The organism is Vibrio sp. 10N.222.54.E6 (assembly GCF_041473955.1).
Lineage (GTDB): Bacteria > Pseudomonadota > Gammaproteobacteria > Enterobacterales > Vibrionaceae > Vibrio > Vibrio tasmaniensis_A.
Genome location: NZ_JBFRTD010000005.1, coordinates 18983 through 44158, shown reverse-complemented (window position 1 = coordinate 44158; position 25176 = coordinate 18983). Strand labels below are relative to the sequence as shown.

The window sequence follows — 25176 nt, the reverse complement described above, 5'->3', positions numbered from 1 at the left end:
TATCTGTAAGAAGGGTAAGTGATTGAGCGAAGGGTTACAGCGATGCTTTGTGTTGCACCGTCGACCATACAGTGAGTCGAGCCTGATTCTGGACGTCTTCAGCGAAGAGTACGGTCGGGTGACGTTGATGTCTAAAGGTGCGCGGAGTAAGCGTTCTAATTTGAAAGGTGCATTGCAACCTTTTACGCCGCTACTGCTTAAGTGGTCTGGCAATGGTTCAATGAAAACGTTGCGCCAAGCTGAACCGATCAGCTTGGGGCTTCCTCTTGCCGGCATTAATCTGTATTCAGCAATGTACGTTAATGAATTAGTTGGGCGAGTGTTGATGGCCGAAGTGGCCATGCCCGCATTTTTTCATGACTATCTTCATGCCTTAACAGAACTCGCTCATAATGAGAACCCTGAGCCAGCACTGCGTCGTTTTGAATTGGCTCTACTTTCCGCTATGGGGTATGGCGTCGACTTTTTACACTGCGCGGGCACTGGCGAAGCGATTGATCCGAGCATGACTTATCGCTATCGAGAGCAGAAAGGCTTCATCGCTTCGGTGCGTCGAGATAACCTGACTTTTATGGGCGATGAACTTATCGCAATCAGTGAGCGTAGGTTTATCACTAAAGAGCAGTTAAAAGCGGCAAAACGCTTTACACGCATAGCCTTAAAGCCGTATCTTGGCGGCAAACCATTAAAAAGTAGAGAGCTATTTATGCCAACAATAGCCCTCTCTAGAGCACGGAGTATTGGAAAATGAGCTCAATCCTTTTAGGCGTTAATATCGACCATATTGCAACTCTACGTAATGCACGTGGTACTAAATATCCAGACCCAGTACACGCAGCTGAAATTGCTGAACGTGCGGGTGCTGACGGCATTACGATTCACTTGCGTGAAGATCGCCGTCATATTGTTGATCGCGATGTACGTATTCTTGCTGAGACAATCCAGACTCGCATGAACTTAGAGATGGCCGTAACGGACGAGATGGTTCAAATTGCACTTGATACTAATCCTGAGTTCGTTTGTCTGGTTCCAGAAAAGCGTGAAGAGCTGACGACGGAAGGCGGCTTGGACGTGGTTGGTCAACTTGAAAAGATCAAAGCGGCGACCGAAAAATTGTCGGCTGCGGGTATCAAAGTATCTCTGTTTATCGATGCCGATCGTGAGCAAATCGATGCTGCGAAAGCGTGTGGCGCACCGTTCATTGAACTGCACACTGGCCACTATGCTGATGCTAAAACTGAAGAAGACCAACAAGACGAGCTTAAAAAGATTGCTGCAGGTGCAAGCTACGCAGACGACCTTGGTATTACAGTGAATGCGGGTCATGGTCTGACTTACCATAACGTAGCGCCGATTGCGGCACTTCCTGAGATTTACGAGTTGAACATCGGTCACTCGATCATGGGCCGCGCAGTCTTTGATGGTTTGAATAAAGCCGTTGCAGATATGAAAGCCGTGATGGAAACAGCGCGCAACAACGCTTAGTTCTTTAACTCGGCATTCGTTTAGTTGTAAGCGTTAAGCGGTTAATCAGTAGAATCGAAAAGTTAATAGATAGAAGTTGGTAGTAGGGTAAACATGGCTGTTGTTGGATTAGGTACAGATATCGCAGAAATTGAACGTGTTGAAAAGGCATTATCACGAAGTGGTGAGGCTTTCGCTCAGCGTATTTTGACCGATTCTGAATTTGAAGTATTCCAGCAACTTAAGCAAAAAGGGCGTTATCTTGCAAAGCGTTTTGCTGCAAAAGAGGCGGCGTCTAAGGCATTAGGCACAGGCATCGCTCTTGGTGTGACCTTCCACGACTTCGAGATTTCAAACGATGAGCATGGCAAGCCAGTTCTAAGCCTGCATAAAAAAGCGCGTGAAATCGCAGATGCGAGTGGTACAAAGTCAATTCACCTGACTATCTCTGATGAGCGCCATTATGCGGTGGCGACGGTACTACTCGAGTCGTAAATAGATTACCGCTACTTTATACCAATCGTAGTAAATAACTGTTCACCCTAGCTTGTTAAAAAACTCGATAACTTCGTTAGAATTTTTGATTGTAGAATAACTACTTATCGAAAAATCCTGCCTTGTTCTCAAGCTTTTTTCCTACGCTATTTTTGATCACTTACTTACTGTGATTGGTATTATATCTGGTGCTCTAGGTTCTAGACAGAAAAAAGCAGAGCTCATGAGCTCTGCTTTTTTATTGGCTGGTAAACCGTTTAATGAATATTTGTGAGTAAGAAATATTCGCTAGGTCTTGGCTGGTTTCAAATAATGAATCGCGGTTGCTTGAACCTTATCTAATTCATCCTGAAGTTCAAAAAGCTCCGGTTCAATGTCTTCAACAGAAGTGCCTGAACGAAGTTCTTTCTCTATCGTTGCACATACCGACTTAAGCCTTGGTACCCCACTGTATGAGCTGCTGCCATGCATCTTGTGGATGATGTGTGTCAGCGCTTCAACGGGGTAGTCACTGTCTTCTATCGCCTTGTCTGCAGCCTCATAAACTTCAGGAATAAAATCTACGAGCATTTGCAGCATATCGCGTGCGAGGTCTTCTTTATTGGCGGCTTGTTTCAAAGCAGCTTGCCAATCAATGATGATGTTCTTGTGCTCGCTGGCTTCAACTTCTGAAACAGAGCTGTGGTCGATTTCAGCAGAGACCGCCGGGTGATCTGGGTCTATTTTATCAATGTGCTCAATCTCAGAGGTAGGGCTCCAATGAATAAGAACCTGTTGTAACACATGCTCTTCGATAGGCTTGGTTAGGTAGTCATCCATACCTGCTTCAAGTAGTCGGTCACGCTCTCCCATCATTGCATGCGCAGTAACAGCAATCACAGGCGTGTTTGCATTGTTCGCCAACGCCTTAATTTTTTGGCAAGCGGTCACGCCGTCCATCTGCGGCATTTGAATATCCATGAAAATGACATCAAATGGAGTCTCTGTCGCTTTGTCGAGAGCTTTCTGACCACTAGTACAACTGATCACTGTCTCTACGCGCTCTTTTAGCAGCGCAGTAATCAGTTTAAGGTTGGCAGGGTTGTCGTCGACCGCCAATACCGTAAGCGGTAGTTTCTCTTCTGAATGTGTTTCAATAGCGGGTGCAATTAAGGTTGGCGCTTGATTTGATACCAAAGTTTGCAGCAACTTCTTGCGAGAGAGAGGCTTAGTAATGCACTGAACATCGACCTCTTTCATCAATTGCTCACCCAACGCTAGCTCGGTACTTGGTGTACCAATAATCACGTTCTGAGCGATCTTCTTCGCGCCAATCGCCCAACCACTTACGGTATCAAATTGATACTCTTGGTTCGCGGCTAAGTTAAGTAGAACGTAGTCATACGAGGTAGATTCGTCAGGCATAACCGAACGGTACGTTACCACTAAGCCTTCTTGGGTTAGGATCTGCTGAGTAATTGATGCCGCTTGCATGTTTGGTTCGATAAGCAGCAGTTGCTTGTCTTGCAGGCACTGAGTCTCTATTAGTTCTGTCATCGGCATATCGGTAGTCGATAGTCTCAGGGTGAACCAGAAGGTGGAGCCTTGGTGAAGACGACTGGTTAGGCTGATCTCTCCGCCCATTTGGCTGACCAGTTTTTGGGTGATTACCAGACCTAAGCCTGTACCACCATAACGACGAGAGATGCTCGCATCGGCTTGGCTGAAGGCTTGGAAAAGTTGTGCTTGTTGGCGCTCTGAGATACCAATGCCCGTATCTCGAACCATAAACTGCAGCTCAATGCTGTCTTCGCTTTGTGAACGAAGTTCAACGCTGATGTCAATGTTGCCACGCTCGGTAAACTTGATCGAGTTACCCACGAGGTTAGTCAGGATCTGTTGGATACGCAGTGGATCACCAACAACGCCTGGTGGTACTTTTGGGTCGATCTTAAGCGTAAGCTCAAGACCTTTTTCATGAGCATTAGTGGCTTGAAGGTTAACCACCTCTTCTAGGCTCGCTTGGAACTCAAATGGAATATTTTCTAGAGCGAGTTTGCCGGCTTCAAGTTTCGAGAAGTCCAAGATATCGTTGATGATGCTGAGTAGGTTGTTGGCCGAACGCTCAATGGTCTGCAGGTAATCGGTTTGGCTGTTCGATAGGTGTGTCTTGAGCATCTGACGAGTAAAGCCAATTACACCATTGAGTGGTGTTCTAAGTTCATGAGACATATTCGCCAAGAACTCGGATTTAACACGAGCGGCTTCTTGAGCTCGTTTTTTCGCAATGTCTAACTCAACGTTTTGAATCTCTAATTGCTCTAGGGTTTCACGCAGATCAGATGTTGCTTGGTCGATGCTGTGCTGCATCTCGACGTGATATTCTGATAGCGAGACCGCCATCGCGTTGATACCGTTTTTCAGTGAATCAAGCTCACCATGCATTTTGCCTTCGATACGCACATCGAGGTGGCCACGACGAATTCGGTCGACCATGTTTTTCATGTGTGTGATCGGTTGGGTTACATCGTGCATCAAGCGGAAGGCAAATACCCCAGAAAGTCCAAGACCGAGGATCAGCACCAAGAAGGCAGAGAACACTTCTTGATATTGCTGCAATCGAAGTGACGACAAGTCTAACTCTATCGCAATATAACCGATCGCTTGGTTCGCTTGAGACTGGCCATTAGCTGAGTTGATGTATTGTCCCTCAGCGATGATAGGTGTCCTAAGAATCAGCGTGTTATCGAGCAGGTTCGATGAGCTTAAATGCGGAATCGGTTTATCTTTCGGATAGGTCAGGCTTTCAAAATCAGGATGGAAGTTTGACGTTACAAACAACTCATGACGTTCATCAAACACCGCAATACTGCGCACCAGCTTAGAATTTTTTCGATGAGCATAGCTAATCAGCTGACGAACAGACTCTCGACTTTCGAGCTTCATGCCAGACTCACTCGCAATCGCTAGTGGTTCAATGATGCTAGTACCAGTGTTAACCACTTGACCCTCAAGGTCTTGATAGCGGTTAAATGAGAAAAATGCACTCAATAGCAGCCCAATAATCAGGGTTGGAGCTAGAGTTAAGGTAATTACACGGGCTCTTAAGCCATATCTGGTCATGTTCTTTAATTACATCGAGGTCTGGATATGGGAAAATAACGCACACAATGGCGGTTAAGTGAACGGTAAGCTTAATCAAAGCCGTGACGTTCGACAATGATTCCAAGACAGAATAGTGAGTCCTGGATACCAATTACTTATTAAAAGATACATTAGGCACAAGCAATGGCACGTTTTTTCCAACCAAAAAAGAAAACTCAACTCGAGACCAAGCATCAATCGGTTTTGGTTGAACGAATGGATCACAATGGCGCTGGCATCGCTTATCAGAAGAACAAACCCGTTTTCATTGATGGCGCATTGCCCGGTGAGAAGGTGGTTATTCAACTTACTGAGAGCAAAAGTAAGTTTTCTCGAGCAAAACTCATCAAATTACTTCAACCGAGTGAGCTGCGTTTAAAGCCATTCTGTAAGCACTTTAATCAGTGTGGTGGCTGTCATCTTCAACATCTCGGTTACTCATCTCAGGTTGAGCATAAATCACAATCTTTGACGCACCTGATGAGCAAATACCAAACGGCTAACACCGAAGTCGCCCAGCCGATTGTCGGTGATGACACCGGTTATCGTCGTCGCGCGCGTATCAGTCTATTTGTTGATAAGAAGACACAGCAGCTTCAGTTTGGTTTCCGTAAGAAACAAAGTAAACAGATTGAAAACATCACCGACTGCGCGGTGCTTGACCCTCGCCTTAATGTATTGCTGCCAAAACTGAAAAGTTTACTGAACACTTTCAGTAGCCTTACGTCTTTAGGACATGTTGAATTGGTGTTGGGTGATACTGGCCCTGTTATGGTGCTGCGTCACCTTAAACCTTTGGTTGAAAAAGATGAGCAAGCGTTGATGACGCTCGCGAAAGAAGAAGGTGCAACGCTGTACTCGATGCCAGAAACCGATAAGTTGGTTCGTTTGGTGGGTGATTCGCCAAGCTATAGTGAAACCGGTGTAACCTTACCTTTTGAGCCAAACCACTTTATACAAGTTAACCAGAAAGTGAACCAACAGATGGTTGCTCAAGCGATTGAGTGGTTAGAGCCTCAAGCGGATGAGCGTGTGCTTGACCTGTTTTGTGGTTTAGGCAACTTCAGTCTGCCTATCGCACAACAATCGGCGTTTGTCGTTGGTGTGGAAGGCGTTGATGAAATGGTTCAACAGGCAACGGCTAATGCGGCGTTAAACCAGTTAAGCAATACGGAGTTTTACCAAGCGAACCTCGAAGAAGATTTATCTTCACAGCTTTGGGCAAAAGAGAAATTCGATAAAGTATTACTTGACCCTGCACGTGCTGGAGCGAGTGGGATCGTTGATCAAATTTCAGCGTTAGGAGCGAAGCGTGTGGTTTATGTTTCGTGTAATCCTGCTACTCTAGCGAGAGATTCTGAGAGTTTAGAAAAACAAGGCTATCAATTAGCCAAACTTGGTATGTTGGATATGTTTCCCCATACCAGTCATCTAGAATCGATGGCTCTCTTTATCAAGGCTTAGAAGCCCTTAAATAAGGCTTAAAAATGAATCACAAAGGTGCAGGGAAGCCTGCGCTGATATCAATATGAGTCGAACTAACTTGGAATCAGTTAGTCATATTGAATTGGGTATAAAACATAATAACTAGGAAGGCATGATGGTTGCGGTACGAAGCGCACATTTAAACCCAAGCGAACAGTTTGAGCTAGAAAGTTGGATTGCGTCACTGAATCAAGACGTAAAAACCTCGAATAAACTGACCAAAGTTTATCGTCACTGTGAAGAGCTATTAAAAGATCACGAGCAAGCGTCGCTCCTGCTTTGGCGTGGACGTGAGATGATCGAAATCTTGGTTACGTTGTCGATGGACCGTGCCACTTTAATTGCAGCGCAACTTTTCCCCGTTGTTTCAAGCGGCGTTTTTGGACGTGAAGCGTTTGAAGAAAGCTACGGTAAAGAAACCGTAAAGTTAATTGATGGCGTTGAAGAAATGGCAGCTTTGGGCCAGCTCAACGTTACCCTTGAAGGCAGTGCTGCCTCGGGACAAGTAGATAACGTTCGTCGAATGTTACTGGCCATGGTCGATGATTTCCGCTGCGTCGTCATCAAGCTAGCAGAACGAATTTGCAACCTCATCGAGGTGAAAAAGGCCCCTGATGCTGTTCGCCGTGCGGCAGCAAAAGAGTGTGCTAACATCTATGCGCCTCTTGCAAACCGTTTGGGCATTGGTCAGCTAAAGTGGGAAATTGAAGATTACGCTTTCCGCTATCAACAACCAGATACCTACAAGCAGATTGCCAAACAGCTGTCAGAGCGTCGTATCGTGCGCGAACAATACATCACTGACTTTGTTGATGACCTAACATCAGAAATGAACCGTTCAAGCATCAATGCTGAAGTCAGCGGTCGTCCCAAACACATCTACAGCATCTGGCGTAAAATGCAGAAAAAGGGCTTAGAGTTTGATGAGCTTTTTGACGTGCGTGCGGTACGTATTATTGCCGACCAACTGCAAGACTGTTATGCCGGTCTAGGTGTGGTTCACACCAAATATAAACATCTTCCTAGTGAATTTGATGACTATGTGGCGAATCCTAAGCCCAATGGTTACCAATCGATTCATACCGTAGTTCTTGGCCCTGAAGGCAAGACCATCGAAATTCAGATCCGTACCAAGCAAATGCACGAAGACTCTGAGTTAGGTGTGGCTGCGCACTGGAAGTACAAAGAAGGTGCTTCTAGCGGTGTACGCAGTGGCTACGATGAGAAAATCACGTGGTTGCGTAAGCTTATCGACTGGCAAGAAGAGATGTCGGATTCTGGCGAAATGCTGGATGAAGTACGTAGCCAAGTCTTTGATGACCGAGTCTATGCCTTTACACCACGCGGTGATGTGGTCGATTTACCAATGGGTGCAACGCCGTTGGATTTTGCTTACCACATTCACTCGATGGTTGGACACCGTTGTATCGGTGCCAAAGTCGCAGGTCGAATCGTTCCGTTTACTCATAAGTTGGCGATGGGCGATCAAGTTGAGATCATTACTCAAAAAGAACCGAATCCATCACGTGATTGGTTAAATCCGACCACAGGTTTTGTTCATTCAAGTCGAGCTAGAGCAAAAATTAACGCTTGGTTCCGCGCTCAGAGTCGTGAGAAAAATCTCGAAGCTGGACGAGACATCCTAGAAGTCGAGCTAGGCAGAGTCGGCGCAACACTGAAAGATGCTGAGCAATATGCGCTGAAACGATTCAACGTCAATACACCTGATGAATTGTATGCAGGTATTGGTAGCGGTGATTTGCGTATTAACCAAGTGGTTAATCACATCAATGCTCTGGTCAATAAGCCGACGGCTGAAGAAGAAGATAAGAAAGCACTCGAGAAGTTGCTTGAGTCTGACAATAAGCCAGCACATCAGAGCCGTCCGAAAAAGGATGCTGTCGTTGTTGAAGGTGTTGATAACCTAATGACCCACTTGGCTCGTTGTTGTCAGCCAATCCCAGGTGATGTGATCAAAGGTTACATTACTCAAGGGCGTGGTATCTCAGTACACCGCAGCGATTGTGAGCAGTTAAGTGAACTTAACCTACATGCCCCTGAACGTATCATCGATACGGTGTGGGGAGATGGTTTTGTAGGCTCGTATATCTTAACACTGCGTGTAGAGGCGCTAGAACGTACCGGCTTGTTGAAAGACATTACATCCCTGTTCTTGAACGAAAAAGTCAGTGTGACGACAATGAAGAGCCGTATTGACTATAAACGTCAGCTGTCGGTGATGGATTTCGATCTGGAAGTGACCAACATTGAAATTCTGAGTCGAGTGACAAGCCGAGTAGAACAGATCAAAGATGTTATGAGCGTAAAACGCCTAGGCTAGTTTTTACGTCGTACTTGGCCTTCTAACTGTGTTAACTGCACTATACTCGCTTCATCACATAGGCAAGCTATGCTCAGAAGTCTCGTAAGTTTGTTGCCTTGTTAGAAGAGCCAATTACTTAGTAAAACAAAGATAGTCGTCATTCCCTACAGTGAGGGACGAACGTGGATAGGGAATCTCGCCAAGCGATTTGAGATCCCCAACTCGCTCATTCTTCGCTCTTGAGGATGACCGAAAAAGTAGAAAGGTGAGTGGTTTTGGCTACTCACCTTTTTTAGTTTTAGAAGACGGTATAAATTTAAAAATCAAAGACAGTGAATAGGAATAAAACGATGAATCACCCGATTGAACAACTTGAACAGATCATGACTAAGCTGCGCGATCCTGAAGGTGGCTGTCCTTGGGATTTGAAACAAAATTTTGAAACAATTGTGCCGCATACTATCGAAGAGACGTATGAGGTGGTGGACGCGATTCACAACAAAGATTGGCCGAATCTACAAGAAGAGTTGGGCGACCTGTTGTTTCAGGTGATTTTCTACAGTCAGTTAGCAAAAGAGCAGGGCTTGTTTGAGTTCTCTGATGTGGTCGACGGTATCAATGAGAAGCTAACGCGCCGCCATCCGCATGTATTCTCTGATACAGAATTTGCGAACGATGAAGAAATTAATGCGAACTGGGAAGCTGAAAAAGCCAAAGAAAAAGCACAGGCAGGCAAAACTCAAGAAAGTATTCTAGACTCAATACCAAACTCTCTACCTGCACTTTCGCGTGCTACAAAAATTCAAAAGCAAGTCGCGAAATTTGGCTTTGATTGGGATTCTATTGGCCCAGTCGCCGATAAGGTTTTAGAGGAAGTTGATGAGGTGCTAGAAGAAGCGCTTCAAGTAACGCCAAACGAAGATTTAGTTGAAGAAGAACTGGGTGATTTGTTGTTTGCTACCGTCAATTTAGTGCGACATTTGGGTAAAAATCCAGAAACGGCTCTCAATAAAGCCAATCTGAAATTTTCACGCCGCTTTAAAGGTGTGGAACAAAAAGTTCGTCAGCAAGATAAAATTTTGACCGACTTTTCTCTACAACAGCTTGATTCCATATGGGATGAAGTCAAAGTGGCGGAGAAAAGATCATCAAAGCTTTTATCATGAATTGATTTGAAGCAAAAAATAAAAAATAGCAGTGTGATAGATTTCACGTTGTGGCGATAAGGGGCTTCTGGTATATTTTCATCCCGTCCAGAAGTAATCCATTTCCCTCATTCAACCAATTTCAGGTTAAACATGACGACAAATTACATTTTTGTTACTGGCGGGGTTGTATCCTCTCTAGGTAAAGGTATTGCAGCAGCATCTCTTGCGGCTATTTTAGAAGCTCGTGGTCTTAAAGTGACTATGATGAAGCTTGACCCTTACATCAACGTTGATCCAGGCACAATGAGCCCGACTCAACACGGTGAAGTGTTCGTTACGGAAGATGGCGCTGAAACTGACCTTGACCTTGGTCACTACGAGCGATTCATTCGCACCAAGATGACTAAGCGTAACAACTTCACTGCAGGTCGTGTTTACTCAGACGTACTCGCTAAAGAGCGTCGCGGTGATTACCTAGGTGCAACTATTCAGGTTATCCCGCACATCACTAACTCTATCAAAGAACGTGTAATTTCTGGCGCAGCTGGCCACGATATCGCGCTTGTTGAAGTTGGTGGTACGGTTGGTGATATCGAATCTCTACCATTCATGGAAGCGATTCGTCAGCTAGCAGTAGAGCTAGGCCGTGAACGCGCAATGTTCATGCACCTTACTCTAGTGCCATACCTAGCAGCTGCGGGCGAAGTGAAAACTAAGCCAACGCAACACTCTGTAAAAGAGCTGCTGTCTATTGGTATTCAGCCAGACATTCTAGTTTGTCGTTCAGACCGCAACATTCCTTCGAACGAGCGTAAGAAAATTGCTCTGTTCTGTAATGTGCAAGAAAATGCAGTTATTTCTATGCGCGATGTTGACTCTATCTACAAGATCCCTCAGCTTATTAAAGCTCAAGGCACTGATGAACTTGTATGTAAGCGTTTCGGCATCACAGCTCCAGAAGCAGACCTGTCTGAATGGGAACAAGTAATTTACGAAGAAGCTAACCCAACGGGTGAAGTGACGATTGGTATGGTTGGTAAGTACATTGAACTACCAGACGCATACAAATCAGTAAATGAAGCGCTAAAACACGCGGGCTTGAAAAATCGCCTAAGCGTTAATATTAAATACGTAGATTCACAAGACGTTGAGTCTCGTGGCGTAGAAGTTTTAGAAGGCCTAGATGCAATCCTAGTTCCTGGTGGTTTTGGTGATCGTGGTGTTGAAGGCAAGATTCTTGCTGCTCAATACGCTCGTGAAAACAAAGTACCTTACTTAGGTATCTGTCTAGGTATGCAAGTAGCACTTATCGAGTACGCTCGTAACGTTGCGAAAATGGAAGGGGCACACTCTTCTGAATTCTGTACTGATACTAAGTACCCAGTTGTTGGTCTTATCACTGAGTGGACTGATGGCGAAGGTAAAGTTGAAGAGCGTACAGAAACATCTGACCTTGGCGGCACAATGCGTCTTGGTTCACAGCTTTGTCACCTAGCGAAAGGGACAAAAGCTTACGAATTATACGGTAGCGCGACGATCCATGAACGTCATCGTCACCGTTACGAAGTGAACAACAATCTTCGTCCACAAATTGAAAAGGCGGGCCTAAAAGTATCGGGTCTATCTGCGGACAAGAAACTGGTTGAAGTTATCGAGAACCCGAACCATCCATGGTTCGTTGCTGCTCAATTCCACCCAGAGTTCACTTCAACACCTCGCGATGGTCACCCATTGTTTGCAGGTTTCGTTAAAGCAGCTGGCGAGTTCCAGCGCGGCGAATTAGAGAAGTAAAAAGGAATACAGGTAGCTGCGTAAGTTGTGCTGCTACCTTTAAATTTGACATTTATATATTCAACGAGAAGGAAACATTCAATGTCTAAGATCGTTAAAGTTCTAGGTCGTGAAATCATCGATTCACGTGGTAACCCAACTGTAGAAGCTGAAGTACACCTAGAAGGCGGTTTCGTAGGTATGGCTGCTGCTCCATCTGGCGCATCTACTGGTTCACGCGAAGCTCTTGAGCTACGTGACGGCGACAAATCACGTTTCCTAGGTAAAGGTGTTCTTAAAGCTATTGAAGCTGTAAACGGCCCAATCGCTGAAGCTCTAGTAGGTTCTGACGCTAAAGCACAAGCTGACGTTGACCAAATCATGCTTGACCTAGACGGTACTGAAAACAAGTCTAAGTTCGGTGCGAACGCTATCCTAGCTGTATCTCTAGCTAACGCAAAAGCTGCTGCTGCTGCGAAAGGCATGCCTCTTTACGAGCACATTGCTGAGCTAAACGGTACTGCTGGTCAATTCTCTATGCCTCTACCAATGATGAACATCATCAACGGTGGTGAGCACGCAGATAACAACGTTGACATCCAAGAGTTCATGATCCAACCAGTTGGCGCTAAGACTCTTAAAGAAGGTCTACGTATCGGCGCTGAAGTATTCCACAACCTAGCTAAAGTTCTTAAGTCTAAAGGCTACAGCACTGCAGTTGGTGATGAAGGTGGTTTCGCTCCTAACCTTAAGTCTAACGCTGAAGCTCTAGAAGTTATCGCAGAAGCTGTTGCAGCTGCTGGTTACGAACTAGGTAAAGACGTTACTCTTGCTATGGACTGTGCAGCATCTGAGTTCTTCGACAAAGAAGCTGGTATCTACAACATGAAGGGCGAAGGTAAAACTTTCACTTCTGTAGAGTTCAACCACTACCTAGCTGAGCTAGCGAACAACTTCCCAATCGTTTCTATCGAAGATGGTCTTGACGAGTCTGATTGGGATGGCTTCAAGCACCAAACTGAACTTCTAGGCGACAAGCTTCAAATCGTTGGTGACGATCTGTTCGTTACAAACACTAAGATTCTTGCTGAAGGTATCGAGAAAGGCGTAGCTAACTCTATCCTTATCAAGTTCAACCAAATCGGTTCTCTAACAGAGACTCTAGCTGCTATCAAGATGGCTAAAGACGCTGGCTACACTGCAGTAATCTCTCACCGTTCTGGCGAAACTGAAGATGCAACTATCGCTGATCTAGCGGTAGGTACAGCTGCAGGTCAAATCAAAACTGGTTCTATGAGCCGTTCTGACCGTGTTGCTAAGTACAACCAACTTATCCGTATCGAAGAAGCTCTAGGTTCTAAAGCTCCTTACAACGGTCTTAAAGAAGTTAAAGGTCAATAATTCCTAGCGAATTATTAATCTAAGCTTTTTAAATGCCTCGCTTATGCGGGGCATTTTTTTGTCTGTAGAAAATGACGGGAAGAAGCTCTAGGTTCTAAAGCTCCTCCTCGTTACATCTAAAGTTCGTCATTCCCTAGACTGACGAAGGAAGGAGTCGGGAATCTCATTGTTACCATACTTATCCCGACAATAATTCTCCGACTTATTGATTCCCTAACACCACATATCTCGCACCAATAAGCTCATTATGGTATATATGTGCCTTATTCTAGTTCCTTCTTTTTCAACCGGCGAAAGGTGTTATGCGAATTTTTGCTTTAGTACTGCTCATAGTGTTTGGCTGGCTACAACACACACTGTGGCTCGGTAAAAATGGTATTTCTGATTACTACGGTGTGAACAACGAAATCCAAGTTCAACAGCAAGTAAACGAAAAGCTCCATCTTCGTAACGCAGAGATGTTTGCGGAAATCGATGATCTACGCCAAGGCTTAGACGCGATAGAAGAGCGCGCACGTCATGAGCTTGGAATGGTAAAAGAAGGCGAAACGTTTTTCCGCATCATTGGTGAGGAACCCCATTAATGTCGACTCAACTTCAAAGTGTGATTGCCGTTGTACCTGCAGCGGGCGTCGGTAGCCGAATGAAAGCAGACCGCCCTAAGCAATATCTTAAGATTAACGGCAAAACGATTTTAGAGCACACCATTGAGAAATTACTGTCTCATCCACAAGTCTCTCAAATTGTCGTTGCGATCAGCGATGATGACCCCTATTACCCGGAGTTAGCACTCAACCAGAATCCAAAAGTGGTCAGAGTGTCTGGCGGAAGCGAACGAGCGGACTCGGTACTCTCTGCGCTAAACTGTATCGCTGAGCAGCAGCTTAGCGATTGGGTAATGGTTCACGATGCGGCAAGGCCTTGTGTTCAACTCAGTGATATCGACAAGCTAATTTCCGGCGCGATGAGCCATGATGTAGGGGCTATTTTAGCGGCGCCAGTTCGTGACACGATGAAGCGAGGTGCCCAAGGGCAGATCGAACATACCGTTGAGCGAGCCGATCTATGGCATGCACTTACGCCGCAAATGTTCAGAGCAAAGCCTCTGTGGAATGCATTAAGCGAGGCGTTGCAACAAGGCGTTTCGATTACCGATGAAGCCTCAGCCTTTGAATGGAAAGGTTTATCGCCCGCTTTAGTGGCAGGGCGCTCAGATAATTTTAAGATTACTCAGCCTGAAGATTTAGCACTTGCTGAGTTCTATTTAAGTCAGAATAAGGAATAATGATGATTCGTATTGGCCATGGCTTTGATGTACATAAGTTTGGTGGTGAAGGTCCGGTAATTATAGGTGGCGTTAGAGTCCCTTATGAGCAGGGTCTTATCGCACACTCCGATGGTGATGTTGCCCTTCATGCGTTGTGTGACGCTTTATTAGGTGCGATTGCTGCCGGTGATATTGGTCGTCATTTCCCCGATACTGATGATGAGTGGAAAGGCGCGGATAGCCGTGAACTGCTAAAAGATGTTTATCGTCGAGTAAAAGAACAAGGCTACGTGATTGGTAATGCCGATATTACTATCATGGCGCAAGCTCCAAAGATGGCGCCTCATATAGACTCTATGTGCCACGCTATCGCACAAGATTTAGAAACCAGCATTAGCAATGTGAATGTAAAAGCGACGACCACTGAGCGTTTAGGTTTTACAGGTCGCAAAGAGGGCATCGCATGTGAAGCGGTGGTCCTAATTACTAAAAGTGCGTAAGCACCAACACGAAAAGAACAGCATGTCAGATATTTTATCTTCATTGGCTTATCTAAACGGTAAACCAACTGCGAAAGCAAAACTAAAAGCAAAAGCCGAACACTTTGTCGTTAATGAAGACTTAGGTTTTGAGTTCACTGGTGAAGGCGAACACCTTATGGTGCGCATTCGTAAAACGGGTGAGAACACGAGCTTTGTAGCAAACGAGCTGGCTAAAGCGTGTGGTGTTAAGTCGAAAGACGTGAGTTGGGCTGGTTTGAAGGACCGTCATGCTGTGACAGAACAGTGGTTGAGCGTGCATCTACCAAAAGGTGAACCTGACTTTTCTGCTTTTCTTGCACAATACCCAAGTATTGAGATCTTGGCGACAGCACGCCACAACAAAAAGTTACGTCCAGGCGATTTAGTTGGCAACCAATTCGAGCTAACTTTGTCTGAAGTAACGGACTGCGATGATGTAGTCAAACGTTTGGAAAAAGTCGCTCAAGTGGGCGTGCCAAATTACTTTGGTGCTCAGAGGTTTGGCAATGAAGGTAACAACTTATCTGAAGCTCGTCGTTGGGGGCGTGAAAACGTTCGTACACGTAATCAAAATAAGCGCAGCTTGTACCTCTCTGCAGCTCGTTCTTGGATCTACAACTTAATTCTTTCTGACCGTATTGAGCACGATGCGTTTGCTTCGGCATTGGTCGGCGATATTGTAGTTAAAAACGATGCTCAACTTGCTGTGACAGCCGCTAATATCGAAGCTGTAAACCAAGATATCGCCAATGGTTCTGCGTTTATTACCGTTGCTTTAGCTGGAGATAATGCGTTACCGACGACGGATGCGTCTCAAGCTCTAGAGCAGAAACACCTTGATGCTGAACCGGATCTAATGGCGCTTATTTGTGGCAACCGTATGCGCCATGATCGCCGTGAAGCCTCGTTGAAGCCGATGGGTTTAGTGTGGGAAGTAAACGAAGACAATGTCACTCTTAAATTCTCTCTGGACGCAGGCTGCTTCGCAACCGCTATCGTTCGTGAGCTAGTTGAAGAAGTACACGTAGAAAGAACCTACGAGCAATAATGATTCTGCTTGGGTCTAAGTCACTTTATATTGATATTTAAGTGACTTTATATCGGTATTTAAGTGACTTGGCATTGGTACAAAAGAAAGGATACAAGATGAAGATTTTACTCAGCAACGATGATGGTGTGCATGCTCAAGGTATTCATGAGCTGGCAAATGAATTACGTGATCTTGCTGAAGTTATCATTGTGGCACCTGACCGTAATCGCTCTGGTGCTTCAAATTCATTAACTTTGGAACAGCCTTTGCGTGTTCAAGAGATTGCTAGAAATACCTATTCGGTACAAGGAACACCGACCGACTGTGTACATTTCGCATTGAACGAACTCCTAAAGAGTGACATGCCTGATCTGGTTTTAACGGGTATTAATCACGGAGCTAACCTTGGTGATGACGTGCTTTATTCAGGTACAGTCGCAGCAGCAATGGAAGGCCACTTTTTAGGTGTTCAATCGGTGGCATTTTCTCTGGTTGGAAAACAACATTTTAAGACAGCGGCAGCGGTTGCTCGCCGTATTGTCGAACAACATTTAGCAAACCCAATCCCGACCAATCGCCTGTTAAACGTGAACGTCCCTGACTTAGCATTAGAACAAATATCGGGTACTCAGGTGACACGTCTAGGTGCTCGTCACCATGCTGAAGATATGATTAAGCAGAAAGACCCACGTGGTCATGATATCTATTGGCTTGGCCCTCCTGGTAAGGAGCAAGATGCTGGTGAGGGTACCGATTTTTACGCCATTGAACATGGTTTTGTGTCGGTAACACCACTACAAGTTGATCTGACGGCACATGAGTCGTTGGGTGCGATGACTACATGGTTAGGGGATAAATAAGTGAGTAATCCACAAGCTGAGCGCTTAGTTACTTTTCTGATAGAAAATGGTATTCAGGATCAAAAGGTTCTTGATGCTATTTACTTACTACCGAGAGAGAGCTTTTTATCACAGGCTATGCATCACCAAGCCTATGATAATAATGCGCTGCCTATCGGGCAGGGGCAGACAATTTCTCAGCCTTACATTGTTGCTAAAATGACCGAGCTGCTTGAGTTACAACAAGACAGCCGCGTTTTGGAGATCGGAACGGGTTCTGGTTATCAAACGGCTGTTTTGGCTCAGCTGGTTGATCACGTGTATTCGGTTGAAAGAATAAAGTCGCTACAATGGGATGCTAAGCGTAGGTTGAAGCAACTCGATTTCTACAACATCTCAACCAAGCACGGTGATGGTTGGCAAGGTTGGTCTTCTAAGGCGCCTTTTGATGCGATTATTGTCACCGCTGCTGCAGAGTCGATCCCTCAAGCGCTTTTGCAGCAGTTGAAAGATGGAGGCCGCTTATTAATTCCGGTCGGAGATGATGAACAACAACTGTTGAAGATTGTTCGCCACGGTGATGAGTTCTTATCGAGTGTTATCGAGATGGTGCGATTTGTACCTCTTGTACCTGGTGAGTTAGCTTAATAAAATTATTAATGGTGTAGGTGGATAGAAAGTCGATGCGTTCGAAGGTTTTTAAAGGAAGTTCTCTACTGCTTAGCTGTGCACTTGTTGGGTGTGCTGCGAATTCGCCTGCGCCAGTTTCAAGCTTAAACAAGAATTACTCATCGATTGATCGTGGTAGTTATCGTGGTAGTTACTATGAAGTGAAAAAAGGCGATACCCTTTATTTTATTGCTTACGTAACAAATAAAGATGTTAAAGAGCTGATTCGCTATAACAATCTGTCTGCACCTTATACCATCCATCCCGGACAGAGCCTTAAGTTATGGCGTCCTAGCTACAACGCTCCAGCGTATGGTAAATCAACGGTAGCGGTTGCAGCCGTCGCTGCGCCTGTTGCCGCATCCACAACTTTGTTGGCCTCAAGCAAACCTAAAACAACATCTCAAAAGAGTAAAAGCTCTAAATCTGCGCCCGCTCAAACAACCACCAAAGTGGCGAAAAAAGATCCACAAAAGAAGGTTGTACAATCCAAATCAAAGGAGTATGTTGGTTCTAAAGGTAAACAGAATGTTACACCGCCAACAAAACCAACGAGTAACAAAGTATCCAAATGGTTATGGCCAACGAAAGGGAGAGTAATTAAGAAGTTCTCTGTAGGCGAACAAGGAAATAAAGGCATAGACATAGCAGGACAGCGAGGTCAGCCAATAGTATCTACTGCAGGGGGAACGGTTGTTTATTCGGGTAATGCATTACGAGGCTACGGCAATCTAGTGATTGTGAAGCACAATGATAATTACTTAAGTGCATACGCGCATAACGACCGACTATTAGTATCTGAAGGGCAAAGTGTGAAACCAGGGCAGAAGATTGCAACAATGGGAAGCTCTGGAGCCAGCAGTGTCAGGCTGCACTTTGAGATTCGTTACCAAGGTAAATCAGTTAATCCAAAACGGTATTTACCTTAAATACAATATGCAAAAATTACGTATTGTATGGAGTGACATAGTCATTTAGCGACATATGAAGTTGTAATGTCATGCTAATTTCGCCAGGGGGAGGCGTTATGAGTATAAGCAATGCAGTAACCAAAGAAGAGTTCGATCTTAACCAAGCAACCACGGAACAGGAAGCTCTTGGAAAAGCAAAACGAACAGTCACTAAGAAAACCGAAGCGAAAGAAGAGACTGAAGTTACGTCTAAAAGCTTAGATGCGACTCAACTCTACTTAGGCGAAATCGGTTTCTCACCACTATTAACCGCTGAAGAAGAAGTACTTTATGCACGTCGAGCTCTACGCGGTGATGAAGCAGCACGCAAACGCATGATCGAAAGTAACCTGCGTTTGGTGGTGAAAATTTCTCGTCGTTATAGCAACCGTGGTCTTGCACTTCTCGATCTTATTGAAGAAGGCAACCTAGGTTTGATTCGCGCCGTAGAGAAGTTTGACCCAGAGCGTGGCTTCCGTTTCTCAACTTACGCAACATGGTGGATTCGTCAAACCATTGAACGTGCGCTAATGAATCAGACTCGCACTATCCGTTTGCCAATCCATGTTGTGAAAGAGCTGAACATCTACCTACGTACCGCAAGAGAACTTTCACAAAAACTTGACCATGAACCAACGGCAGAAGAAATTGCTTCTAAGCTAGACAAACCTGTTGGTGATGTGAGCAAGATGCTTCGTCTAAACGAAAGAGTGAGCTCTGTTGATACACCTATCGGTGGTGATGGTGAGAAAGCGCTACTGGATATAATTCCGGACATCAACAACTCAGACCCTGAGGTTTCAACTCAAGATAGCGATATTAAGAACTCGTTGATTTTCTGGCTTGATGAGCTGAATCCTAAGCAGAAAGAGGTGCTTGCGCGTCGCTTTGGATTACTTGGCTATGAACCATCAACACTAGAAGAAGTAGGCCGTGAAATTAGCCTAACTCGTGAACGCGTTCGCCAAATCCAAGTTGAAGGTCTGCGTCGTCTACGTGAGATTTTAATCAAGCAAGGCTTGAATATGGAAAACCTGTTCAACGTAGAAAACGACTAAATGAACTGATGATGTTTCTTTGAATAGAAGACAAATAAAAACGCTGACTTTAATTCAGCGTTTTTTTGTTTGTGGCTTTTGTTGTTCATGCTGCCGACTCAAGCGACAGTACAAAACGACAATAGCAACCTACTTGGAAAGAGACTAAAGTAACTTCTTCAAACGGTAGAGTTCTTCTAATGCTTGGCGAGGTGTCAGATCATCAGGATCAACATTCGCCAGTGCTTGTTCGACTTCACTTGGTTCAGGTATCAGGCTCAGTTGGTTCGCGATATCAACGCCACTTGGCTTTGATGTCGGAGAGTCGATACTCAATGCTTCTAGCTGAGTCAGCTTCGCACGTGCGTTTTTGATCACTGCTTTAGGCACGCCAGCCAATCCTGCAACCGCAAGGCCGTAAGATTTACTTGCGGCACCTTCTTGAACTGCGTGCATAAAGGCAATGCTGTCGCCATGTTCAACCGCATCTAAGTGTACGTTCGCTAAGGTTGGTATTTGGTTTGGTAGCTCAGTTAGCTCAAAGTAGTGCGTTGCAAATAGTGTCATCGCATTGATTTGATTGGCTAGCCATTCCGCACTTGCCCAAGCCAGAGACAGACCATCGTAAGTACTGGTACCACGACCGATTTCATCCATTAACACAAGGCTATTTGGTGTCGCGTTGTGCAGAATGTTTGCGGTTTCTGTCATCTCAACCATGAAGGTTGAACGACCCGAAGCTAAGTCATCGGATGCGCCAATACGAGTAAAGATACGGTCGATAGAACCAATCGTCGCGCTTTCTGCTGGAACATAACAACCGATATGAGCCATCAGCGCAATGAGTGCGGTCTGGCGCATGTAGGTCGACTTACCACCCATGTTTGGACCTGTGATGATCAGCATCTTACGTTGATCATTGAGGTCGATAGGGTTAGCAATAAACGGTTCGTCCATTACTTGTTCAACAACGGGGTGACGACCCGCCTGAATTTGTACACCAGCTGACTCAGTCATGGTTGGACGACAGTAATCAAGGGTGTCTGCGCGTTCAGCTAAGTTTTGAAGAACATCCAGTTGAGACACTGAAGAAGCAATGTTTTGTAGTCGCTCTAGATAGGGCAGTAACAAATCAAACAACTCATCCCACAACTTCTTCTCGATAGCTAGGGCTTTCGATTTAGAGCTAAGCACTTTGTCTTCATGCTCTTTTAGCTCAGGAATGATGTAACGCTCTGCATTTTTCAGCGTTTGACGGCGAACATAGTGTGGTGGCACAAGGTGGCTTTGTCCGCGGCTTACTTGAATGAAGAAACCGTGTACGTTGTTGTAGCCCACTTTAAGTGTATCGATACCATGACGTTCGCGCTCTTCTTGCTCAAGTTTATCAAGAAATTCGGTTGCGCCAGCTGCAAGGTCGCGCCATTCGTCTAACTCGGCATTGTAGCCTTCTGCAATTACACCACCGTCACGGATAACCACGGGAGGGTTCTCTTTGATCGCTCGCTCAAGTAGTTCAGAAACCTCATCCACAGGCGAGGCATATTGAGCAAGTTGAGTTAGGTATGGGTGCTTCAATTGCGTCAGTGTTTCTGCAAGTTCTGGCAAATATTCCATCGCTTGGCGAAGTCGTGCCATATCACGAGGACGAGCTGAACGAAGTGCCAATCGAGCAAGAATACGTTCGATATCCCCGATCTGTTTTAAGGTTGGCTGTAGTTCTGTGAACAGAGCTAAATCTTTCATTTCACCAATAGCATCTAGGCGCTGATCGAGTGCAGAGATATTGCGCATTGGTTGATGTAACCAGCGCTTAAGCATACGGCTACCCATTGCTGTCGCAGTGTGATCAAGTACTTCGGCAAGGGTGTTATCACTACCACCACCAAGATTTTGCGTGATCTCCAAATTACGGCGAGTCGCTGCATCGAGGATCACCGAGTGATCTTGCTTATCCATCGTCAGTGAACGGATATGTGGAAGGGCAGTACGTTGGGTATCTTTCACGTATTGGATCAAACAACCAGCCGCACATAAGCCTAGTTTCGCGCCTTCTACGCCAAAGCCAACCAGATCGCGAGTACCAAACTGCTTATTCAATTGCTGCTTCGCGGTATCTAATTCAAATTCCCATACCGGGCGGCGGCGATTGCCATTACGGCTTGCCATTAGATTTACAGGTTCGAAATCTTCAGGGAACAGTAGCTCACGAGGTGAGGTTCTCTGCAGTTCTGCCGCCATTGCTTCTTCGGTTTCCGGCTCACATAGCTGGAATCGGCCAGAAGTAATATCAAGCGTCGCGTAGCCAAATTTACCATTGTGGTGGTAAATAGAGGCAATCAGGTTATCAATGCGCTCAGAAAGCAAAGCCTCATCGGTCACGGTACCGGGTGTAACGATACGTACGACAGCACGCTCAACCGGGCCCTTTGAAGTTGCTGGATTACCAATCTGCTCACAAATCGCTACGGACTCGCCCAACTGCACTAACTTCGCAAGGTAACCTTCAACGGCGTGGTATGGAACGCCCGCCATAGGAATAGGCTCACCGTTTGAAGAGCCACGCTTGGTTAGCGAAATATCGAGGAGTTGAGAGGCTTTTTTAGCATCATCGTAGAAAAGCTCGTAGAAATCGCCCATGCGGTAGAACAGCAGAATTTCTGGATTTTCTGCTTTTAGCTTTAGGTACTGCTGCATCATGGGAGTATGTTTTTGATCGGCTTTCACAGTTAACTTCTTTCGTTTATTTCTATTGCGGCTTAGGATACGTGAAAGCGTTTCGTGCGAAAAGCGACACATGCGAAAAGATGCGAATCCGAATGATATGACAGTAGATAAAGGGAAGTTGATGATGCAGATGACTCAAGATCTTAGTGAACAGCTTGGACACTTACTCGCTAAACATAAACACGTTTTAGTGACGGCTGAATCTTGCACTGGCGGTGGGGTTGCTAGCGCGGTGACGGATATCGCAGGGAGCTCTGGTTGGTTTGATCGTGCATTTGTTACTTATAGCAATGAAGCGAAGCAAGAGATGATCGGCGTACAGCTTAAAACCTTAGTTGAGTTCGGTGCGGTGAGTGAGCCTGTCGTAATAGAAATGGCGAGCGGGGCATTGCAACATTCAAATGGGACTATCTCTGTATCGATCAGTGGTATTGCTGGCCCAGGTGGCGCGACCGAAGATAAGCCTGTTGGAACGGTATGTTTCGCTTGGAAAGCACTAAACGGTTGGGATAAAGTAGAAACGCATGTATTTACAGGCGACAGATCACAAGTACGCCAACAAGCCACGCACCATGCCCTACAAGTTATTTATGATTACCTATCAATGGAAGGTAAGTAACATTTGTACAAATTATTTTCACACAGGTATAGACACTGTATGAATCAACAGTATAATAAAAGCCAATTAGTCACCCCTATGTGGGTTAGAAATAGATTCTAGATCGCTTGTTAAGACAACCGATTATGTGGAGATAGTAATGGACGAGAATAAACAAAAAGCGTTAGCCGCAGCCCTTGGTCAGATTGAAAAGCAATTTGGTAAAGGTTCAATCATGCGTCTTGGTGATAACCGCACAATGGACGTAGAAACTATTTCTACAGGTTCTCTATCTCTAGATATCGCACTAGGTGCTGGTGGCCTACCGATGGGACGTATCGTAGAAGTTTACGGTCCAGAATCATCAGGTAAAACAACGTTAACGCTTGAGCTTATTGCTGCAGCACAGAAAGTGGGCAAAACGTGTGCATTCGTCGATGCCGAGCACGCACTAGACCCTATCTACGCTCAAAAGTTGGGTGTTGATATCGACGCTTTGCTTGTGTCTCAACCAGATACAGGCGAACAAGCTCTAGAAATTTGTGATGCACTGGCTCGTTCAGGTGCTATCGATGTTCTTGTTATTGACTCAGTAGCAGCACTAACACCTAAAGCAGAAATCGAAGGCGAAATGGGCGATAGCCACATGGGTCTTCAAGCACGTATGCTTTCTCAAGCAATGCGTAAGCTAACAGGTAACCTTAAGCAGTCTAACTGTATGGCTATCTTCATTAACCAAATTCGTATGAAAATTGGTGTGATGTTTGGTAACCCTGAAACAACAACAGGTGGTAACGCACTTAAGTTCTACGCATCTGTTCGTCTTGATATTCGCCGTACTGGCGCGATTAAAGATGGTGATGAAGTTGTTGGTAACGAAACTCGTATCAAGGTTGTTAAGAACAAGATTGCTGCACCATTCAAACAAGCTGAAACTCAAATCCTTTACGGAAAGGGCTTCAACCGCGAAGGTGAGCTTATCGACTTAGGTGTTAAGAATAAGCTAGTAGAAAAAGCAGGCGCTTGGTACAGCTACAAAGGCGACAAGATCGGCCAAGGTAAAGCTAACGCTGGTAAATACCTGCGTGAAAACCCAGAAGTTGCTCTAGAAATTGATACTAAACTTCGTGAGTTACTGCTAACTCCTGCTGTGCTTGAAGAGAAAGGTGCAGAGAAGGAAGAAGAAAACGAAGAGCTATAAGCTAACGTTTTGTTAAGTCACCTTCATAAGAAAGCATGACTTTGAAAGATTTTAAAGCCTCGAATTTTCGAGGCTTTATTGTTTCAGTCGTAAAAATGTAAGGTATTTGAATGTTTAGAGGAAAGTGACGGTGGTTGCTCTAGATTACTTACAGTCATGCACTCATAGGTCTATTCTTTATCAAATAATCAAAGAAACCCTTTGGGTTAAATCGATTACCGTCAAAAGTTCTTGCCCCTAAAGGCCTATTACTAGACCTTTGTTCGTATCTTATTATTGAATTCGGTCTGCTGAACTAGTGCTTCTTAAGCTCGTCGAGTACCATAGCATTGTGCTGTTCGTGAATCGTATTTACTCTGACGTGTTGGTGCTGATTAGGAGCCAGGCGCTCGTATTCTGTTAGGTAAATATCGCTGTGAATATGCTCTGCGATCATTTTTACAATTAAGCGATTGTTTGCATACAAGCCTAAAGTTTCTTCACGGTGTGAGAACATGAGGGCGAGCTTCATATCGGCTACACACATAAAGCGGTGTGAAGGGTATTCGGTTTCTTCATTTTCAGAACGCGAATGTAATTCTATTTTTTCATGTGGGCTCGCCATTTTGTTGAATGAAAAGCCAATCACTCGAACTCCACGTTCCACGGCGTCGCATAATTCTTTGCCAAACAATTCAAGGTTAAAATCGGTATTCAGGTAAATTTCTAGATTTGCCTGATTAATGATTTCCTTGGCCTTTTGAAGTAAGTTGTCGAACCCCGATACGTTGTAAACGAACTCTTTTTCCTCTTTCAGCATCATCTTAGATAATTCTGATTTAAGGAAATTAATATTAGTGACGGTCTTTTTTTCTATCTGGCTGAAAATCAAGTCTGGTGATTTAGCTTCGTACTCTTTAGTGTCGCCATCAGACATGAAAATGTAGCCATTGGCGTAAAGGTTATCGATAGACGAGTAAACAGAAGAGCGGGAGATAGAGATCTCTTTCGCGATTTTATATCCGCTGGATTGGCCATTTTTGAGTAAATTAATATAAACAAGCGCATCGGTTTTGGTAAACCCAAAATCCATTAATTTGGTGACTAGCTCTGACACGGGTTGTCCTCTGAAACTATTCAATATCTTCT

Annotated in this window: 21 protein-coding genes; 18 read left to right on the top strand and 3 right to left on the bottom strand. The window is 45.0% G+C overall.

Annotated features, from left to right (window positions below; translation table 11 throughout):
• Positions 1-22: 22 nt before the first annotated feature.
• The 3 genes from recO (at position 23) to acpS (ending at position 1959) form a co-directional block, all read left to right on the top strand.
• On the top strand, positions 23-751 hold the full coding sequence (gene recO / locus AB4513_RS00900) for a DNA repair protein RecO (RefSeq protein WP_012604785.1): 729 nt from the start codon (positions 23-25) through the stop codon (positions 749-751).
• On the top strand, positions 748-1485 hold the full coding sequence (gene pdxJ / locus AB4513_RS00895; protein WP_009847651.1) for a pyridoxine 5'-phosphate synthase: 738 nt from the start codon (positions 748-750) through the stop codon (positions 1483-1485). The genes recO and pdxJ overlap by 4 nt, the downstream gene beginning before the upstream one ends.
• A 93-nt stretch (positions 1486-1578) precedes the next feature.
• Positions 1579-1959 (top strand): holo-ACP synthase, encoded by a 381-nt coding sequence (acpS, locus tag AB4513_RS00890; RefSeq protein ID WP_009847650.1) that lies wholly within the window; start codon positions 1579-1581, stop codon positions 1957-1959.
• A 288-nt stretch (positions 1960-2247) separates the two neighbouring features.
• Here acpS and barA read toward each other — a convergent pair whose 3' ends face one another.
• Positions 2248-5061: a two-component sensor histidine kinase BarA gene (gene barA / locus AB4513_RS00885; protein ID WP_102258176.1), complete on the bottom strand. Its 2814-nt coding sequence runs from the start codon at positions 5059-5061 to the stop codon at positions 2248-2250.
• A gap of 165 nt (positions 5062-5226) precedes the next feature.
• Here barA and rlmD point away from each other — a divergent pair, with 165 nt between their 5' ends.
• The 13 genes from rlmD (at position 5227) to rpoS (ending at position 19543) form a co-directional block, all read left to right on the top strand.
• Positions 5227-6546, top strand: coding sequence for a 23S rRNA (uracil(1939)-C(5))-methyltransferase RlmD (gene rlmD, locus AB4513_RS00880; protein WP_009847648.1), 1320 nt, complete (start codon positions 5227-5229; stop codon positions 6544-6546).
• Between the two features lie 136 nt (positions 6547-6682).
• Entirely contained in the window at positions 6683-8908 is a 2226-nt protein-coding gene (gene relA / locus AB4513_RS00875) for a GTP diphosphokinase (protein WP_009847647.1), read from the top strand.
• Between the two features lie 332 nt (positions 8909-9240).
• On the top strand, positions 9241-10056 hold the full coding sequence (mazG, locus tag AB4513_RS00870; RefSeq protein ID WP_009847646.1) for a nucleoside triphosphate pyrophosphohydrolase: 816 nt from the start codon (positions 9241-9243) through the stop codon (positions 10054-10056).
• A 132-nt stretch (positions 10057-10188) separates the two neighbouring features.
• Complete coding sequence (locus AB4513_RS00865) at positions 10189-11829, top strand: CTP synthase (protein ID WP_009847645.1); 1641 nt, start codon at positions 10189-10191, stop codon at positions 11827-11829.
• A gap of 81 nt (positions 11830-11910) precedes the next feature.
• Positions 11911-13209 (top strand): phosphopyruvate hydratase, encoded by a 1299-nt coding sequence (gene eno, locus AB4513_RS00860; RefSeq protein ID WP_009847644.1) that lies wholly within the window; start codon positions 11911-11913, stop codon positions 13207-13209.
• Between the two features lie 302 nt (positions 13210-13511).
• The gene (gene ftsB, locus AB4513_RS00855) at positions 13512-13793 is read left to right on the top strand and encodes a cell division protein FtsB (protein WP_009847643.1); all 282 of its coding nucleotides are present in this window, start codon (positions 13512-13514) and stop codon (positions 13791-13793) included.
• On the top strand, positions 13793-14494 hold the full coding sequence (gene ispD, locus AB4513_RS00850; RefSeq protein ID WP_009847642.1) for a 2-C-methyl-D-erythritol 4-phosphate cytidylyltransferase: 702 nt from the start codon (positions 13793-13795) through the stop codon (positions 14492-14494). Before ftsB ends, ispD begins: the two co-directional genes overlap by 1 nt.
• A 2-nt stretch (positions 14495-14496) precedes the next feature.
• Positions 14497-14976, top strand: coding sequence for a 2-C-methyl-D-erythritol 2,4-cyclodiphosphate synthase (gene ispF, locus AB4513_RS00845; RefSeq protein WP_029223073.1), 480 nt, complete (start codon positions 14497-14499; stop codon positions 14974-14976).
• Between the two features lie 22 nt (positions 14977-14998).
• Positions 14999-16045 (top strand): tRNA pseudouridine(13) synthase TruD, encoded by a 1047-nt coding sequence (truD, locus tag AB4513_RS00840; protein WP_029223074.1) that lies wholly within the window; start codon positions 14999-15001, stop codon positions 16043-16045.
• Positions 16046-16143: 98 nt separating this feature from the next.
• Positions 16144-16887, top strand: a complete 744-nt coding sequence (gene surE / locus AB4513_RS00835; RefSeq protein WP_009847639.1) for a 5'/3'-nucleotidase SurE — start codon at positions 16144-16146, stop codon at positions 16885-16887.
• Entirely contained in the window at positions 16888-17514 is a 627-nt protein-coding gene (locus tag AB4513_RS00830; RefSeq protein WP_009847638.1) for a protein-L-isoaspartate(D-aspartate) O-methyltransferase, read from the top strand.
• A gap of 35 nt (positions 17515-17549) precedes the next feature.
• On the top strand, positions 17550-18464 hold the full coding sequence (nlpD, locus tag AB4513_RS00825) for a murein hydrolase activator NlpD (protein ID WP_009847637.1): 915 nt from the start codon (positions 17550-17552) through the stop codon (positions 18462-18464).
• Positions 18465-18562: 98 nt separating this feature from the next.
• On the top strand, positions 18563-19543 hold the full coding sequence (gene rpoS / locus AB4513_RS00820; protein ID WP_009847636.1) for an RNA polymerase sigma factor RpoS: 981 nt from the start codon (positions 18563-18565) through the stop codon (positions 19541-19543).
• Between the two features lie 144 nt (positions 19544-19687).
• On the opposite strand, the gene mutS is transcribed toward rpoS, so the two are convergent.
• Positions 19688-22249, bottom strand: coding sequence for a DNA mismatch repair protein MutS (mutS, locus tag AB4513_RS00815; protein ID WP_009847635.1), 2562 nt, complete (start codon positions 22247-22249; stop codon positions 19688-19690).
• A gap of 124 nt (positions 22250-22373) precedes the next feature.
• Here mutS and pncC point away from each other — a divergent pair, with 124 nt between their 5' ends.
• Entirely contained in the window at positions 22374-22868 is a 495-nt protein-coding gene (gene pncC, locus AB4513_RS00810; RefSeq protein WP_029223075.1) for a nicotinamide-nucleotide amidase, read from the top strand.
• Positions 22869-23007: 139 nt separating this feature from the next.
• Complete coding sequence (gene recA / locus AB4513_RS00805; protein ID WP_009847633.1) at positions 23008-24048, top strand: recombinase RecA; 1041 nt, start codon at positions 23008-23010, stop codon at positions 24046-24048.
• A gap of 295 nt (positions 24049-24343) precedes the next feature.
• Here recA and AB4513_RS00800 read toward each other — a convergent pair whose 3' ends face one another.
• On the bottom strand, positions 24344-25144 hold the full coding sequence (locus tag AB4513_RS00800; protein WP_009847632.1) for a TrmB family transcriptional regulator: 801 nt from the start codon (positions 25142-25144) through the stop codon (positions 24344-24346).
• Positions 25145-25176 lie beyond the last annotated feature (32 nt).